Raw genomic sequence first — 17,089 nt, 5'->3', positions numbered from 1 at the left:
CGATGCAATTCGCGGTCCAATCCGGCGTGCGCGCGCGAATTCAGGAACGGCCCCTGGATCAGGCCGCCGAGGCATATGCCGCAATGGAACAGGGACGGGCCCGCTACCGCATGGTCCTCACGGTGTGACCGTCGAACAACGACGATGACAGGCTCCGCGACCGGCGACACCCCATCAAGGCACACAAGGGTGCGGTAAGCGCTCCTGCCGGAAATCCATTCTTGTTGGAGGAGCCCTGTGAGGTGGGCCGATGTCCACCCCATGGGTGGCTATCGCCGACTGCGTACGTGACCGAATCTATTCATGCAGGTCGACGAAATCTCACACGAGGAAAGACAGGTATTCTTTGCATCTCATCGCCGTCACTGTGCTGACCGCGGTCATCGCCGGACTGCTGGTGCGCTGGTTGGTTATTCCGGAGCGGCGTCGCGGTCTGGTCCCTGTCCCGAACCGGCCGCATCTCGTTTACGCCCAGGCACGTTCGATACGGCTGCGTGGCCCGTTCATCGCACTCACCGCGCTTTGGTCGGCGCTGCTGCTCACCGAGATCGCAACGAATCCGGCCGCGGGCAATACGCTGCTTTATGTCTATTTGCTCGCGCTCGCCGCTTCGGCCGTCAATCTCACCACGATCCACATCCAATGGCGGTTCGCGGGCGCAGTCCTCGACCATCTTGCCCACACTGCGGGTAGGTGAATCGTGGTCGTGGTCATCATCGTGCTCATGCTCGTACCGGCCGTTGTCGGATCCGTGCTCGCATGGCGATATATGCGTCCTGTCCGAGTGTTCGAATCTGCCGACAAAGGCGCGAATCGTGAAATCGGCCGCGCATTGAAGGCCCGCGAGCTACCCCCGGACGCGACCGCCGAATCATGGAGTCCGCGCCTCGAACAGGCAAAGGATGCGGCCTCGCGCCGGCGCGCGCTCTGCATCGGGCTCGCCGCGCTCTTCATGGTGCTGCTCGCCATATATCTCGGAAGTGGTCTGCACCCGGCAGACTGGCGACCGTACTGGTATTCCGTCTCGATCGTCGGTTGGGCATGGACCGCGTACGTCGCACATCGCAACGCGCGCACCGCCGACCATCTGTGGCGCCAACTCAGTGACGTTTCCGTCTAACGGCGGGCGACGGCGATGCGTGCCTCTGCCAAAGGCGCCCGCCCGGACTCGGTGACGTAGATGTGGTGAGTACGCCGGTGAGCAAGGCGTGGTCGGTGACCACTGCCGCCACCGGTCACCGAATCAAAGCAGAGCGTATTCGGATTTCACGCTTGTTCGCGCCTGGTCGATCTTTTCCCACCATTGGTCGTGCAGTGTTCTCCACTCGTCGGCGGCGGTGCGGATCCACTTCATTTCCAGCTCTGCCGCAGCCAAGGCGGGTTTCTCCCGCTCGACTTCGTTATCCGCGTGTGCGGCGCGGTCGACCAGTTCGCTCCAGCGATTGAAATCCCGATGTAGTGCGTCTTCGACGTTCTTGCGCATTTGCGGTTCCTTTCGAGGCGGTAGTGATTTTTCGGATCGGTTTCTCGGACAGGGGGATCGGGTTCCGGCAACGTGGTCGGGTGGCGCGGACCCGGGAAGAGCCGCTGAGGCTCGCCGATGCAGCAGTTCTGGTGTTGTGGAAACGCTCAGCTGTTCGATAACGTCGCTAATCGCGGCTACCGTCTGTCCGCCGCGCGTCGCGGCGGCCTATCTTCAATATGATGACGAGAGGGTAGGCCTGCAGATCGCGAGCCGGTTGCGGACTTCTGCTCGCCGACCTCGTGGGCAACTTGTGGGCCGTGCGGTCGTTTCGACCTAGCGCCTACAGGGCTGCCGACCTTCCCGGTCGTCTTTTTGATATCAGCTTGGTCACAGTTTACGCACAGTCGGTTAACTATGTATAGGGGAATGTGGGAGTCGTTGTAGAAAACCGCAGGTGCGCCACCGCTCCGCCGCGCATCCAGCGAGTTTGCTAGATCGATAGGCGTGACCTCGATACCTTCCTGAACGCACTGTATGTCCATGTCGATGACCACGGGGTGGCGGCGCAATCGCAGCGGCCGGACCGGCCGAAGAAGCTGACCGATGCCGAGCTGCCTGGCAGTGGCCCAGGTCTTGCTGGGTTTTCCGTCCCTGGTTGCGATTTCAAGGAATAGCCAATTTCACGGTATGCTGAAATATGTCTCAGCAAGTGCTGAACAGCATCAGCACGCAATCACGCGCGCTCGTGGAATGGGCAAAAAGGGGACAGCGGGACATGGCGGCACGGGCAGGAAGGGGTCCGCGTGGGGAACGTGGCGCGCAGGCGGACCGCATCCTGACGGCGGCCCGCAAGTCCTTTGCCGAGCGGGGCTACAACGGGACCTCATTGCGGTCGGTGGCTCAGGCCGCCGATGTGGATCCCACCCTGGTGAACTACTACTTCTCCAACAAGACGGGACTACTGAAGGCGGCGCTGGAGCCGCCGGATGCCTTCGGTGAGGGCATTGCCGAGGCCGCCCAGGTGCCGCTGGAGCAGCGCGGACGAGCCTTCGTGGAGGCGGCGCTGCGCATGTGGGACGACCCGGCCACCTCGGAGGTCCTGCGCTCGATCATCCTCGCGGCAAGTCACGAGCCCTTCGCCATGGAGCGCCTCCGCTCCGTCTTCTCCGCGCTCGTCTTGCAGGTCGTGTCGGCGAGCCTTGCTCACGACGAGGCCGAGCTGCGCGCTGATCTGGTCGCCACGCAGATCGTGGGCCTGGCGATGACACGTTACGTCTGGGCGATCGACCGGATCGCCGACATCCCCTCAGAGCAGGTCATTCGCCTGATCGCGCCGACTGTGCAGCACTACCTCACGGGTGCACTGGGCGGGGACATCCCAGGGAACGCTTGACCGCAAGCGATTGCCCGGGGCGCACATCGCCTGCCTGCCCGCCTATTTCCAGCGCTGACCTCAAATCTTCCACTCCCTCGATGGTCCCGCGTGGCAAACGCGTCTGTTTCCGAGTCGTAGATCCACCGCGGCGAACGCGTGCCGCTGGACGAGGTTCGGGAGCTTCCCGCCCCATACCGCCGCGCTGAACGTGTGCCCCTGTGGCGGCGAGTTTTCCACGAACGCCTGGCAGGCAGCGACCGCCCGGGCGGCGTCCCCGGGCCCACCATATTTTCACGGTCTATGGAAATTTCCCTTGCCCGTAGCGAGCCGGCGCGCGTACTGTGAGGTCAGTTAATTTCCGTACGTGTGGAAATGAGAGTGCCATGGCCCGATTCGAGGCCGCCGGAGTGGAGCCCGGTCAGCGTCAGCTGAACGGACCGCAGACCACTGGTCGTCAGTACCGCAACCTGTCCACGGCCCTCCACGGGACGATCCGCGAGCACAATGTGCCCGTCCCGGTGCGCGACGGCACCCAGCTCTTGGCCGACATTCACCGGCCTGACGCGGAGGGCGGATTTCCCGCCCTCATCGCGGCGGCCCCCTACCCCCGCCAACTCCAGGACCTGGGCGCCCCCGCGGCCTTCATCGAGGCCGGCACTAGCGACTTTTGGGTGCCGCGCGGCTATGCCCATGTCATCGCCAACCTCCGCGGTACGGTCGGCTCTGGCGGCGCCTACACCTTCTTCGACGAACAGGAACGCAAGGACCTGTTCGACCTGGTCGAGTGGGTCGCCGGGCAGCCCTGGTGCGACGGGAACGTAGGCATGATCGGCATCAGCTACTACGCCATGAGCCAGTTGGAGGCGGCCACCCAGCGCCCGCCACATCTCAAGGCCCTGTTCCCCTTCAACGTCACCGTGCAGGTCTGGGAAGCCGCCTACCACAACGGCCTGTTGAGCGAGGCCTTCATTACCCCCTGGATCCATGCGCTGGGCGTCCTGTCCGCCCACGGCGACCGCCTCTACCGCAAGGGCCTGTCCCGTCTCGTGCGCCGGTTCCTCGCCATCCCCGCCGTCCACCGGCGGTTCAGCCAGACCGACGGCGTACAGGCAACCCGCGGTCTGCGGCTGGTCAGCCGCTTCCGCCACGACGCCCACCCATGGAACGCCCTGCTCGATGCAGTGGCCACCGATCACCCCACCCGGGATGCGTGGTGGGACGAGCGTGACCTGACCGGACTGCTCGCCGATGTCGACATACCCGTCTACCTCGGCGGCGAGTGGTCGAACGTCCCCCTCCACCTGGCCGGCCTCTTCCAAGCCCGGGACGCCCTCGCACACAACCCACACGTGCGCATGACCATGCTCGGGGAGCACAGCCTGCCCTGGCCATGGGAAAGCATGCACATCGAGGCCCTTGCCTGGTTCGACCACTGGTTAAAGGGCCGGGACACCGGCATTCTCGAAGGCCCTGCCATCCGCTACTGGTTGCCCGGGGCCGAACAGTGGCGCACCGCCGACTCCTGGCCCCCGCCGGCCACCCACAGGGCCCTGGCCCTCAGCGCCGACGGCTCCCTTACGGCCGACGAGCGGCCGGGCGAGCGCAGTTACGCCACTGACGGCGCGAAACCCATGCCAGGCCAGCTGAGTTGGACCAGCGACCCCCTTCCCGACGACATCGACATGGTCGGCCACCCCGAACTACGGCTCACCGCCACCAGCAGCGCGACCGATACGGCGTGGATCCTGCTCCTGCAAGACGTCGGCCCGGACGGCAAGGCCGCCGACATCACCCAGGGCTGGCTGCGCGCCGGCTTGCGCCACATCGACGAGGACGCGAGTGAGATGGGACGGCCCGTCCTCCCGATGCGGGCGCGGATTCCCGTCCCTCCAGGCGAGCCGGTCGACTACCGCATCCCGCTGGTCGCCAACGCCCGCCGGTTTCAGCGCGGGCACCGTATCCGCCTGATCCTCACCAGCGATGACAATCGCGAGGACTTCCAGCCCATGCTGCTGTTCAGTCACGCCCCCGTCGGCATGGCGGGCGTCAACACGGTGCACTCCAGCTCACGCCTGCTCCTTCCGATCCTGGACGGCGAATGAACGGGATGCCCTCCGCCCGCGACGATCCGGCGGTCCACTCGTCTCGATCACCCTCCCGGTGAGCCCCGGCCGGAGCCGGCGTGGCCCCGCATCCCCCTGGTCGCCGCGGCGACTCCGCCAAGATCTATTTCCACCGTTCTGCAGCGCCCATCGGTCAAAATCTCAGTCGGCGTATCGCCCGCGCTCGGAATCGATGGTGCGCGTGATTAACCCCTGGCCGGATCGACGGCGATCCACCGAACCGAGGGCGTCTCCGCGTCCGGCGGTGATCTGCGCGACGTTGGCCAGCGCTTCGGTGGGCAGCCCGGTCGCCGGGTCGCGGTGCAGATAGCCCTGATGCACGGCCTCGACACCGGCGAAGTCCGGCGAGTCGGGGAACTCGGCGCCGATTCGTTTGGCGCCGAAGGCCTCGGTGGCGGGATCAATGCCGAGGCCGAGCCGCGGGTTGAAGCGGCTCCACGCGCCGGGCTCGTCCGACCCGAACATGGTCACCAGATCGCGCCACGATGCGGCGACATAGACATTGTCCGCGCCGATGCCGAGCTCTGCGGCATGCCGCACCGAGGCGGCTCCCGGCGAGCCCGAGGCGATTGCCGAGCGGACCAAGCCGGCGAACCCGCCGTACCTGCCCGCATAGAACATCGTCACCGAACCGTAGCTGTGCCCGTAGATCCGGATGACAAGCTGATCCGGGGCGGCGGTTCCGGCGATACTCCTGGTGGCGTGAAATGCCGCGATATCGGACAGCAACCGACGGCCGCCGACGCGTGCGCGGCGTCGAAAGGCGGCCTTCGCATAACCGGTGTTCACGGGCCCGGCCGGCGCGTCGTATCCGATCCAGATGATCGACGCCAGCTCGAGCGACGGATCGACCCGCAGCGTCTCCTCATACAGGTTGCGCAGCGGCTTGAACTGGTAGGCCAGCGAGGAAGACGTCGTATTCGTACCGGGCACATGCCAGTTCACCGTGTGCGCGGTGTCCACATTGCCGAGCGCGACGACGACCTTCCCTTTGCCGTCGAAGGCGGTGGAGTCGTAGGACAGGAGGTGCACCGGCGGACTGCCCGGTATCTCCGCGGCCTGTCGATCCAACTCTTGCAAGTGATTTCGGGTATGGACCAGGTTTCCGAACTGCTTCCTCTCGGCGTCGGTGAGGTCGGTCCGCAACCAGTTGAGGAGCCTCTGGTCCGCTGGCTTGCGGGCTATGAACTCGCCGAGATCGCGGCTGATCGACAGCCGGTTGGCGTGGTCGCGGATCGTGGCGGGAAGGCCGTCGGCGTTGCCGATCCGATGTGGGTAGACCTGGATGAGTGCCCGTTGCGTGGCGCTCAACCGACCCGGTTCGGTGGGGTCGCTCAGCGAGTTCCACCACTCGCCGTTCTCGGTCGCACGACGTTGTGCGGAGTCCGCGAACAGGCGATCTCCTGAACGCCGCAGCATATCCGCGTCGTCGAAGCCGCCCGCACGTAGCGCCTCGTCGGCCGACCGCCGCTGTTGGTCATCGAAACTGTGATCCACGGGCAACGAGCGCCAGCGGTGAGCCGGGGCCATATCCGCCCGCGTGGAGCCGGTGTCGTTGTTGTCACCTGGCCGGCCGTCGGGTCGATCCGCGGTCGCCGAGGAGGAGCCTCGACGGCTACCCCTGGACCGTTCGCCCGACTCCGGTGGGTCCTGCCGATCCAACCAGTCCAAGACCGCGTCCAGACATTCGTCCGCCGTATACGTCTGGGCTGCAGCGGAATTCGCGTGCTGCGCCGCGGCCGGGTGCTCGTTCTCCACGAGATCGGTCGCGATCCGCCCCGCGACGTGCCGGACGATGTCGACCGCACGCAAGGCGCGCACGGAATCGTCGGGTTCGAAGGTGGCAGGCGACGTCGCCGGTCCGAAACATCTGACCAGAAGTTGGAGTTCGGCGGCCGCGAGTTGGTCGAGTGCCGTTTGCAGGTCAGCGGGACTCGCCGCGGCCAGCGCGGTAGCCAACACCGCCTGCGACCGATTGTGTTCGGCCGCAAGGGCGGTCACCCATCGACGAGCGGCGATGAGCGCCATACTGCGAATCACCGGTGTATTCGCTCCCGCTCGCAGCCGGCCCAGCGCTCCCCGATGAGCCGAGCTGAGCCCTTGGACAGCGCGTTCCATCTGCTGTGGGCTCGCCCCGGCCAGCAGGTCTCGCGGACCCGGCTGATCGGCGCTCGTCAAGGCGACGTGCATGGCCGCTCGGAAACGGCCGGGATCGGTTGTCGTGGATGGCGGGTCGGCGGCCCGGCTCGGCGCCACCAACCCCGCCCGCTGATTTCTGAGCTTGCGGCGGACACTCGCCAGGTGCGCTCCCACGTCACGCATGGACAATCCGAGTGCTGCCGCGATCTCATGGTGCGTCATGCCCAGTCGCACCCGCGCGAGAACTTCGGTCTCGCGGGTGGTGAGCGAGTGGTCGGGATGCGGTTCGCCGATCACCTCCCGGGACCAGGGCGTCGTCTTGCCCGGTGCGGGGCGCCGTGGGGGCTCGCTCGGTTCGTGTGGTCTGCTGCCGATCAAGCCGCCCGGTTTCGGGCTGCCCTCGTCTGGCTCCGAATCGCTGCTCTGCGCCGGTGGCTGATCCGGCTCCGCTTTCATCGTGGTCCACGGTGTCATCGGTGCCGGGTCCTGCCCGCTCGCAGCGACCCCGGCGGATCGGCGCTCGTCGAACGCATTGCGCAGCCGCGCAACAGAATCGGTGAGAATCTCGGCTGCGTCCGCGGCCGGCAACCCCAGTCGCTCGGCAGCACCGGCCAAGGGCATGTCCTCCAGCAGATGGAGCGTCACCAGCCGCTCCGCGGTGCCGGGGTCAGGCATGTCGGCCAGCGCGGCACGGACCGCCAACACGAAATCGGTATCGGCAATCCCCGCAGCAGCCGCTGGATCGGCCAATTCCCGATGCCGGGTCCCGCCCTCGCCGGTGATCGGCGCATCCAACCGCGAGGTGAGCCGGGCCAGAACCTCCCGCGCAAACATGACGTCGGCCATTTTCAATCGCGTCGCGCGGGCAATCTCTGTGTCATCGAGAGCCTCATTCGCGGAGACCATCCGGCCGATCTGCCTGTCGACCTTGCTCACTATCTTCAGTGTTCGATTGTCGAGATCGGGGAACCGCCGCGCGAGCCGATATCGCCGGACCGAGGCGAGACCGCTCGCCCAGGCGTGGGCGGCGAACAACGAGGAGGGGGCGTGGTTGTCGATCGCACTCAAAATCCCGATCCACGCAGCCTGTACAGCCTCGTCTCGGGTATCCGGAGGCTCACGACGCGCCAACGCGTTCGGAACCCACGCAACCATGTCGCAGATCTCGTCCCGGATCGCACGCTCTTCCGGTGAACCCAACCCACTGGCGACGTACCGTGTGAACAGTTCTTCTTCGTCTCGATTGCCGGACCGCACATAGGGACCCGCATAGAATCGTTCGACGGCCTCGACCAACAACTCGTCGCCGACACCCAACGCCCGGCACAGTTGCCGAAATTTTCTCAACCGCGGAAGACGCGCCCCTTTTTCGATGACGGAAATGGACTCACGAGCCATCCGTGACCGTCGCGCGAGCTCGACCACCGACATACCTCGGTCGTGACGTAGGGCCGCAATCCAACGACCCAGCGATTCACGCGACGCGGGATCGACATCGAGATCGATATCCGGATAGAAATGACGGGCGCCGGACTGCCGCAAGCCGTCACCAACCCCCAGCGCATCACAGATGCGCCGGAAAACCACGAACCCGGGCACGTAGTTTCCGGCTTCGATTCTGGAGAGGTATTCCGGGGAGACCCCCATCGCCTTCGCGACGTCGATCCGGGTCAGATCACGGCCGTGGCGCAGGGCAACGAACCAGCTGCCGGGCGACGCAGGATCGTGCACGACGGGATCGACATCGAACTCGAGACCCGGATAGAAACGGCGAGTCGCTGCGTCGAGGACTTCCGGCGCAACCCCCAGGGCCCGACAGACCCGCCGGAAGTCGATCGGGGTCGGCGTCACCCCGCCCACGATTTTGCTGAGATATCCCGCCGATATGCCCGCGGTCCGCGCCAGCTCGGCCCGGGACATGTCCCGGTCGTAGCGAAACGCCGCAATCCAGCTTCCGGGCGCCCCAGGGGCGTGCGCGGCGGGATCGAGATCGAACTCGACATCCGGATAGAACTTGCGAGCGGCCTCCGCGAGCACTTCCCGCCCTACTCCCAGAACCTGCGTAATCCGCAAGAAAAGTCCAGGCCGAGGACGCTTCCCATGGTCGAAATCCTCGATGCGCGTCCTGTCCACACCGACCGCGCGTGCGAAGTCCGCCCGGGTCATGCCCTTGCTGCTACGAAGAGCGACCAACCAGCCACCCACCGAATCATGGGCAGCCACATCGGTTTCCAGCCCGACATCCGGATAGAACTGCCGGACAGCCTCGCGCAGCGCCTCGCCTTCGAGCCCGAGTGCTCGGCAGATCTGCTGAAAGGCACCGAGCCGCGGCCTCAGCCTCCCGTTCTCGGTACGGGACAGTCCGCTTATCGACTGGCTAGCCGCTTGCGCGAGTTGCGCCTGCGTCATTCCTCGCTCGAGCCGCAGGGCTTTGATCCACGCACCCCGCGCAGCATCCAAATGCGAATCGGGCTCCTCACGTGGCCTGCTACCGATCAGCCCACCCGAATCCGGACGATCCACATGCGGCGGGAGATCGACCTCGAGATCCGACGTGACCCGCGGCGGACGCCCGGTGGTCACGTATTCGTGGACCGCCCACTGCGGCGACCCGACCGCCGCGCCATGGATGTCCGCCTCGGCGAACCCGACAGCGAGCGCCTCCTGAGCGTTGAGTACCGTCTTGGCTTCGTTACCGAAGGCGTACCGCGGCAGTCGAGCGAACCAGGTCCACCAGTGCTCGTCGATCAGGCCTTGTCTCGACAGCTGTGAATAGGTCTGCGACAGCACTTGTTGCAGGTCCTTCGACAACCCCTCCACGGCATCGATCGCATGAACGAACTCGTGCACGGCGTCGTGATGAAACGGCCTGTCGCCGACCGGATTCAAGCCGAGCTCGAGCAACCGGATTCCGCGTTCGACGGCCTGTGCCGGGTTGGTCGCATCGCGCAGGCTGAACTGCATACTCCGGGTCCGGCCCGCCGCTGCGGGGTCCGTGTAGTACTGCGTTCTGGCGCTGGTGGTCTCCGAGTCGGTGTAATCGATCCGCAGTTCGCGGATGTTGGTTCGGTCCGGGAATCTGGTGAACATCTCCGCCAAGCCGCCGAGAATCTCCTCGACAACATGAGCAGGCACATCCGGATGATCGAACCCCACCATCGCCACATGCGGGTACTTCAGGTTGAATGCCGCCACCAACCGAGCCTTGGCCCGCGCCTCCGCATCGAGCCCGGCGCGATGCGCTATCTCGCCCGAGGTATGCACGGCGTGCCGCTCGACCTGCTCCAACGCCGCGACGTACCCGCTGTGGATATCGTGCAGCGCCGCTCGGTGGTCCTCGGGCATCGGAAAATTCGCGATCCACGATTCGAGGTGCGACACCCGCTCTCGAATGGCCGCGACCTCCCATGCCGGCATAGCGTGGTCCAACCACACCGTACGGCCGTCGATACGGCGCACGAACGACGACGCGAACACACCGGTCTGCGTGGCGTCGACATCGGATCCGGAACGTCCGCCCATCACTTCGTTGTCGGCCGCACTCCACTCTCGCGCCGTCCGGTGAGTCCCGGTCACGGCATCGAATAAGCCGAGTCGCAGGGCCGAGTCCGAGTCCAGAACCTCCGGATCCACAACCTCGACGCTGTCCCCAGGCCGCCCAGGGGTGAGTTCCCGATAAACGCGGTCGTCTTCCAGGTTCAGCATCGCGTGGGCGACCGGAGCACCCATCATGACGGCGACCTTGGTCTGCAACACCTGTACAAGCGCGTCTATCGGATCGGCATATGTCTCCCTGAACACCCGCACGCCATTGTCGAACGTCATCTCCTCGACCCGCACCCCCCGCGCACCCTCCACCACAAAACGTTCCACAATGCCCGAATCCCGGACCGCCAGCACCAACTCCTCGAACCCGGGACCAGCGAACGCGCGCTCACCAGGCGAGTCCTCGAACGGCCTGCTACCGATCAGCCCACCCGGACCTCCGTTCCGGCCTGTCGCAGGTTGGTCGCCGGATTGTTCGTCGTCCCCTGCCCGGGTGTCGCCTTGGTCGGCCCTCATGCTTTTCGCGAGTATCCGCGCGTTGGCTGTGGTCGCTGCAGCCTGCTGCAGGTGGGCGAGGATGTCGAGGAGGGGGAGGCTTGTTTTTGTCCGCGCGGCTCGGATGTTGTGGATGAGCCGGCGGGTGTTGTCGGCGGCGGCACGATCGATATGTGCGCGCACGTCGGCGCTGCCGACGTGTTCTCCGGCGGCCTGCTCGGCCTCATCGGGTGCCATTCCGTGCAGGTTCACCAGAGTGGTCCGGCGTCCATTTCGAGAGGCCGCTTCTTGTCGCTGTCGGTATTCGTCGTAGCACGACATGACGAATCGTTTCGCGTCCTGCGCGATAACCGGACTCGATTCGTCACGGCCGATCAGGGCGAATGCCTGCTGCAGGCCCCGCGCATTCGCCGTGTTCGCTTCGGCCCGATACAGGTCGGCGAGACTGCCGGGAAGACTGATCTGTGCCCGATCGGCAGTGCGATGCATGTCGACGATGAGTTCGCCGACACCCTGAGCGGCGGCGTCGTCGATGGCGGGGCGCGCTTCAGCGCTGCCCACGTATTCCCCGGCGGCCCTTTGGTGCTGTCGGTATTCCTCGTAGCACCTCATCACGAAACGCTGTGCGTCCCGTGCGATGTCCGGGCTGCATTGGATGCCGGCAACCACGGCGAGGGCCATCTGAAGGGCCACCGGCGTGGCCGAGAGCGTCTCTGGTTCCTGCCCGGTTTCGGGTGCGGGCTCGGCCGGATCCGGGGGGGCGTGCGGGCGGCTACCGATGCGGGCGGGTTCGGGCGACCTGGAAATGCTTGACTTGTCGGGAGTGTCCGCGTCGCTCCTCGACGGCAGATCAGGTGCGCCGTCGCCGTTTACCGGCCGTATCGAGTTGATTTCCTGCACCATTTCCGCGCTGACCTCGACGTCCTGGGACCGGGGTTCGGCGGCGGGTGCGTCACGGTGCGACCTGGACATGAGGTTGCCGTCGACGTCGAAATCGATGGTCTCGAATCTGCGTTGGTCCGGGGACAGTCTGTCGATGAACTTTTGCTGTTCGTCTCGCCATGTGTCGAACGGGACGGCCTTGTTCAGCAGCGCGCGTCGGTCCTGGAGGTCTTTCGGGCCGTAGTCGGTGTCGGTTCGGCCGTCTCGGGATGCTGCCAGGTCGACCACGACCAGTTTCGGCCGTTCACCCGGCTTGCTGTCGTTGACCAGCAACACCATGTGGTTGTCGGCGGCGGTGCTGCCCTTGTCCTCGGTGTCCTTCCATTTGTAGACCAGGACTGCGATGCCTCCCGGCCGAGCTTTCAGCGATTCGGCCACCTCGTCCAGTGATCCGGCATTGTCGAGTGGGGCGCCGAACACCGCCTCGACAACGTCACGGCCGTGACCGGCCAGTTCGTTCGAGAGCATCTCGAAACGGCGTGCAGTCAACACCCGCATGCCGGTCACGGCGTTGTTGACGCAACTGTTGGGGCTGCGGCGGTGGATCTGCGCGACCAGGCCGAGCAGGGCCGCAGTGGCCAGATAGTGCGATGCCGCGGCGATAACGTCCTCGGCCACCGGGTTCTCGGCTACCGGATTCACCGATGCGGGGTGCACCGATACGGGGGCGGCGTCGTTGCGGGTGGCCGGCTGGTGGGTGCCATCGGCGGGCAAGTGGTGGTTGACCGCTTCGCCCAGGATGTCGCGGGCTATGGCGGGGGTGATGTCGGAGGCGGGGTAACCCAATGCTTTCGCGAGGTTGTTTCTGGCTTCGGTCAGGGCGGGGTCGACCACGCGCATGCCTTCGGCGCCTTCGATGGCCTCGGTGTCCCAGCCGAGTTTGCCGGCCAGCTGGTCCCGCTGCGGTACCAGCTGGTCCAGCGCCTGCTCGTCGGTGAGCCCCGCGTATTGCGCAACCGTCTCGGGTGCGGTCGCCTCGACATGCTGCCGCAACGCCTCCACCCCGGCGGGCGGCAGGCCGGTCTGTTCCAGCAGTCTGCCCAGCGGGTCACCAGCGCCTTCGAGCGCGGCGGCGTTCCCGGCGACGGCTGCGGCCGGGATCCCCAGCAACCCGGCCAGACGCGTGGCCTGGTCCAGCGAGCGGTCCGGCTGCCCGATGTCCGTGCTGCCCTGGTAGCGGAACGTCTCGGCGGCGGCGAGAACGGCAGCCGGGCTGTCGGTGATGTACGCGTGGTGGCGGATGAAGTCGGCGGTGGCGTGGCGGAGAGCACGCTCTTGCAGTTCGGGCACCAGCGAGCGGAGATTGTCGCCGGCCTCGACCAGGTCGTTGTGATTTTCCGGGGTGGGGTCGGTGCGATGGGCTTCGGCGACTTGTTCGTAGCGGACCGCCGCCGCGCGTACCCCGTTCAGGTGCATGGCCTTGCGGATCAGCGCGTCCTGCGGCGATATCAGCGCCTGCGCGGCCCCGCGGTCTCCGTTGCGGGCGGTGCGGTTCTTGGCCTGCTCATGGATGTAGGACTGCTCGGGGACTTCGGTCATCCACACGAACATGCCGCCCTTGGCCTGCACCGCCTCCGACACCGAGATATCGACACCACGCTGTCCCTGCCGGTTGATCACCAGGATCTTGCCCTGCTCACCAGCGGCATCGAAAATCTTCTGCAACTCGGATTCCCACCCCGTGCCCCACCCGGCGATCCGGTCGGCATCGACTGCCTCGATCGCCTCCCTGGGCACCCCCTGGCGCAGCAACGCCTGCACCTGCCTGTCGACCAGGTCGTTGCGATGACACAAGATTTCCTGGGACCTGCCGTGGCCCCCCTGCCACACTCTGTGCGCGCCTTCGGCGATAGTGCTCAGCTTGGCGCGGGTGTTCGCCACCACCTCGGGGGCGCCCTCCATCAACCGCTGCTCCCGAGACCGGTCGACCTGGTGCGCTTCCTCCAGACCGTAGATCTTTTCCAGCACGGGGTTGAGGTCCGCCAGCGTGCCCGAGGCACCGGTGACCTCATCGAAGAACCGGTCCTCCGGGCGTCCCCCCGTGCGATAGATTTCCACCGCGTTGATGCTCTTGGCCGAGTCGGCGTCGGCGCGCACCACGATCTGATGCTGCTCGGCGCTCATCCTGATGGCCTCGGCCGCCCGGATCTCCTTGGCCTCGACGGCCTGAGCCAGGCTCGCCTTGCCCTGCTCGGCACTCCACCGTGATTCGCTCGAGGTGTTCGGGTTGCGTTGCAGACCGTGTTCGCCCTGATCGATGATGACGATCTTGCCCGCGTCCATCACGTAGTGGGTGCTCTTGCGGCAGGTGAACTCGGCGGCAGCGGCGGTCTCCAGCCGCGACAGCCCCAACCCTTCCAACCACTGTTTCCCGCCCGGAAGCGCCTCGACCTTCGCCCGTCCCCCCGGCGTCAATTCCGCCCGGCCGTCGTACCAGAACTCGACCTCAGGTGTTCCGTCTGGGTACCGGTCGACTTCTTCGATGATCCGCGTCAGACCGAAATCCTCGTGCGACAACGCCCCCTTCTGCAGCGCGTCGGCGAGGAAATCGTGCGCGGCGAGCACCTCGCGTGCCGTTGCCTCGGGCGCGGCCTGCTCCACGCCTTCCGACCGGAGAAACTGCCTCTCACCCCGGTCGATGATGCCGTCCATCTCATCGATCAACGCTTGGCGCGGCGGCCGGTGACCCGCGTTGCACAGATGCCCGACGGTTTCGCCGGTGGCCACCACGACCGCCGGCCGACCGTCGGTGATCGGCCCGAAACCCTTCTGCTGGTCGGCCCGGAACACGTCGATCCCGAATTCGGTCAACAGCTGTCGATACCTGGTGAATTCCCGGTGGGCCAGCCCATCGGTCGTCGTCACCAAAAGGCACTCACCGTGACGCACCGCCCGCTGCATCGCCGCCGCCATGAACATCAGCGACTTGCCCTCGCCCGGCTTCATCTCCACCGGACGCTTGTCCAGCGCGTACACCCCCTCCGCCTGCTCGACCCGCAATACCATCCCTCCTGGCACTGCGTCGCTGATCGTGCCGCGCCGAATGATCTCCGTGGTCGCGATCATCGACTTCCGCGCGTCGGTGTCGAACAACCCGGCCTTCAACACCTCGTCCGGCAGGTTGCACAGCCGCAGCTGCTCCGGGACCCGATCACCGGAACCGGCGTTGAATTCGGCCAACAACTCGACCGCCTGATCGCGAGCGCTCGGCGTCGGCGAACCGGCACTGTCGACCGAATCCGCAGCCGGGCCGACCGGCGCCTCGTCGCCCGTTTCACCCACCAGGACGCTCCGCTCCGCCCCTGGAGCGTGCTCCTCATCCGGCAACCGGTGTTCACCGGTGGCAGGCGTTTCGGGCCCGTCGCCGGTACCCGTGGCCGGGCGGGCGTCAACCGGGGTCTCGTGGCGGGTCTGATCCGCCGCAGCACTTCGCTCCCCGGAGTTGTGATGCTCGTGATTCCCTGGTGATCGGTGTTCACCGGCGGCGGGTGTTTCGGGCCCGGTGGCGACCTGTCGGGTCGGGGTGCCCGTCGAAACCTTCGGCGGCGCCGACGTTTCCCCACCGGCCTCGACGGGGCGTGGCGCTGTCGTATTCGTGCGGGTAGCCGAGTCGCCCCGCCCCGCCACCTGCGCACCTGTCTCCGAACGCCCCGCCGACCCGGCCGCGGAGTCGAGTCCGACCGGAGCACGGCCGGTCGCGTCATTGTGTGGCATCGAGCCCGATACCGCGGGCGACCGCGGTTCGCCGGACTTGACCGGCGCGCTGTTCCCGTGCGCTCCGGCCGCGGGTACCTTCCCCCGCTCGCCCCCGGCAGCCACCGTATCCGGAGCCGCCGCCCACGCCGCCTTCGCAGCCGCCCACGCCTGCTTCGATTCCGCGGACACCTCGACCGGTAGGAGAGTCGGTGTCGGCGCCGCGATGTCCTCGCTGCGGGTGGTTGCGGGCAGGTCGGGCCGGGTGAAAGCCCCACCGCCGTCGGTCACCGCCCCCACCGGCGCACCCGATCCCCGGTGAGCGGCGGCGTGAGCGTGTACGGCCCCGGCGAAACCGCCGTTGAGCAACGGCGCCAGCACATGATCGAAATGCTCCGGCCAACCGGTCACCAACGCCGCCGCACCCAAACCCGCCACCGCGCCCGCAGTGCCGTGCACCAACCCGAGCGCCAACCGGCTGCCCTCGATCCGGGGAAACACCTTCGGCGCGACCCGGCCCGCGACCATGCCACCCGCCGCACCACCCGCACCTGACAAGGCCGCAACCTTGATCGATGTCAGATCGATGCCTGTCGGATTCTTACCGTCCGGTCCGATCACGGCGAGGGTTCGATCACCGGACACGATTTGCAGCGCCTGTACGCCCGCGTCGACACCCACCGGCAGCGCGGCGGCCTTACCCAACGTGACAGGCAACCGGAGCGCCCCCAGCGCCGACAGCCGGGCGGCAGTCCGCGCCGCACCCGTCCGGAATGCCTGCTCCAGGCCCGCACGCATCACCGCGACACTGGCCCGCCCCTCGACCAGCATCGACTCCACCACCGGCATCGCCGCCGCTTCCCCGGCAGGACCAGCCGCGGCGGCACCGGACAGCACACCGAAGATCCGCCACGCCAACTCGATCCCGAAGACGAACATCACACACAGCGTCTTCTCCGCGTCGTTGGCGGCCGCCTGCGCCTGATCGGCCAGGGCCAACGCATCGTCACCGAGCCTGGCCGCCCCATCGCGGTGCGAACGCAGCGTCTCGCGCAGCCGTTCGCCGAGCACGCCCACCGAATCCTCTTGTGCCAGTAGATCTTCCGCGTCCTCCGAATGGTCGCTCAGCGCGGCTGCCTTCGACCGGAACTCCGCGGCTATCCGACGCATCCCGGAAATGTCGGCACGCGGCAGCTCTCCGCCGAACACCACCATTTCGATCGGACGCCGCACCACAGTAGGCAAACCCTCGAACGCGTTGCGCAACTCCACGACCGGGTTCAGTGACCGCGAACCGTCCACCGGCACCGC

Annotated in this window: 6 protein-coding genes and 1 pseudogene; 5 read left to right on the top strand and 2 right to left on the bottom strand. The window is 66.6% G+C overall.

Annotated features, from left to right (window positions below; all coding sequences use genetic code 11):
• The 3 genes and pseudogenes from ON44_RS53250 to ON44_RS42705 form a co-directional block, all read left to right on the top strand.
• A pseudogene (locus tag ON44_RS53250) lies at positions 1 to 128 on the top strand (alcohol dehydrogenase); the annotation flags it as partial.
• Positions 129 to 346: 218 nt separating this feature from the next.
• Entirely contained in the window at positions 347 to 697 is a 351-nt protein-coding gene (locus ON44_RS42710) for a hypothetical protein (protein ID WP_040700814.1), read from the top strand.
• A gap of 3 nt (positions 698 to 700) precedes the next feature.
• The gene (locus ON44_RS42705; protein WP_040700812.1) at positions 701 to 1,120 is read left to right on the top strand and encodes a hypothetical protein; all 420 of its coding nucleotides are present in this window, start codon (positions 701 to 703) and stop codon (positions 1,118 to 1,120) included.
• Between the two features lie 123 nt (positions 1,121 to 1,243).
• Here ON44_RS42705 and ON44_RS42700 read toward each other — a convergent pair whose 3' ends face one another.
• Positions 1,244 to 1,483 (bottom strand): hypothetical protein, encoded by a 240-nt coding sequence (locus tag ON44_RS42700; RefSeq protein WP_040700810.1) that lies wholly within the window; start codon positions 1,481 to 1,483, stop codon positions 1,244 to 1,246.
• Between the two features lie 757 nt (positions 1,484 to 2,240).
• Here ON44_RS42700 and ON44_RS42695 point away from each other — a divergent pair.
• Both ON44_RS42695 and ON44_RS42690 read left to right on the top strand, forming a co-directional pair.
• On the top strand, positions 2,241 to 2,858 hold the full coding sequence (locus ON44_RS42695) for a TetR/AcrR family transcriptional regulator (RefSeq protein ID WP_040700841.1): 618 nt from the start codon (positions 2,241 to 2,243) through the stop codon (positions 2,856 to 2,858).
• A gap of 365 nt (positions 2,859 to 3,223) precedes the next feature.
• Positions 3,224 to 4,942, top strand: coding sequence for a CocE/NonD family hydrolase (locus ON44_RS42690; protein ID WP_040700809.1), 1,719 nt, complete (start codon positions 3,224 to 3,226; stop codon positions 4,940 to 4,942).
• 162 nt (positions 4,943 to 5,104) lie between these two features.
• Here the strand turns inward: ON44_RS42690 and ON44_RS42685 are convergent, their stop codons facing one another.
• A complete protein-coding gene (locus tag ON44_RS42685) occupies positions 5,105 to 17,080 on the bottom strand; it encodes a helix-turn-helix domain-containing protein (protein ID WP_157187612.1) in 11,976 nt (3,991 codons plus the stop codon).
• Between the last annotated feature and the right edge of the window lie 9 nt (positions 17,081 to 17,089).

This window comes from Nocardia vinacea NBRC 16497 (assembly GCF_000308835.1).
Lineage (GTDB): Bacteria > Actinomycetota > Actinomycetes > Mycobacteriales > Mycobacteriaceae > Nocardia > Nocardia vinacea.
The sequence above is the reverse complement of the archived record's forward strand: the minus strand, read 5'-3'. Positions and strand labels throughout refer to the sequence as shown.

Coding starts and splice junctions, on each gene's coding strand:
- ON44_RS42700 (WP_040700810.1), bottom strand. CDS start 1,483: ATGCGCAAGAACGTCGAAGACGCACTACATCGGGATTTCAATCGCTGG.
- ON44_RS42695 (WP_040700841.1), top strand. CDS start 2,241: ATGGCGGCACGGGCAGGAAGGGGTCCGCGTGGGGAACGTGGCGCGCAG.
- ON44_RS42690 (WP_040700809.1), top strand. CDS start 3,224: ATGGCCCGATTCGAGGCCGCCGGAGTGGAGCCCGGTCAGCGTCAGCTG.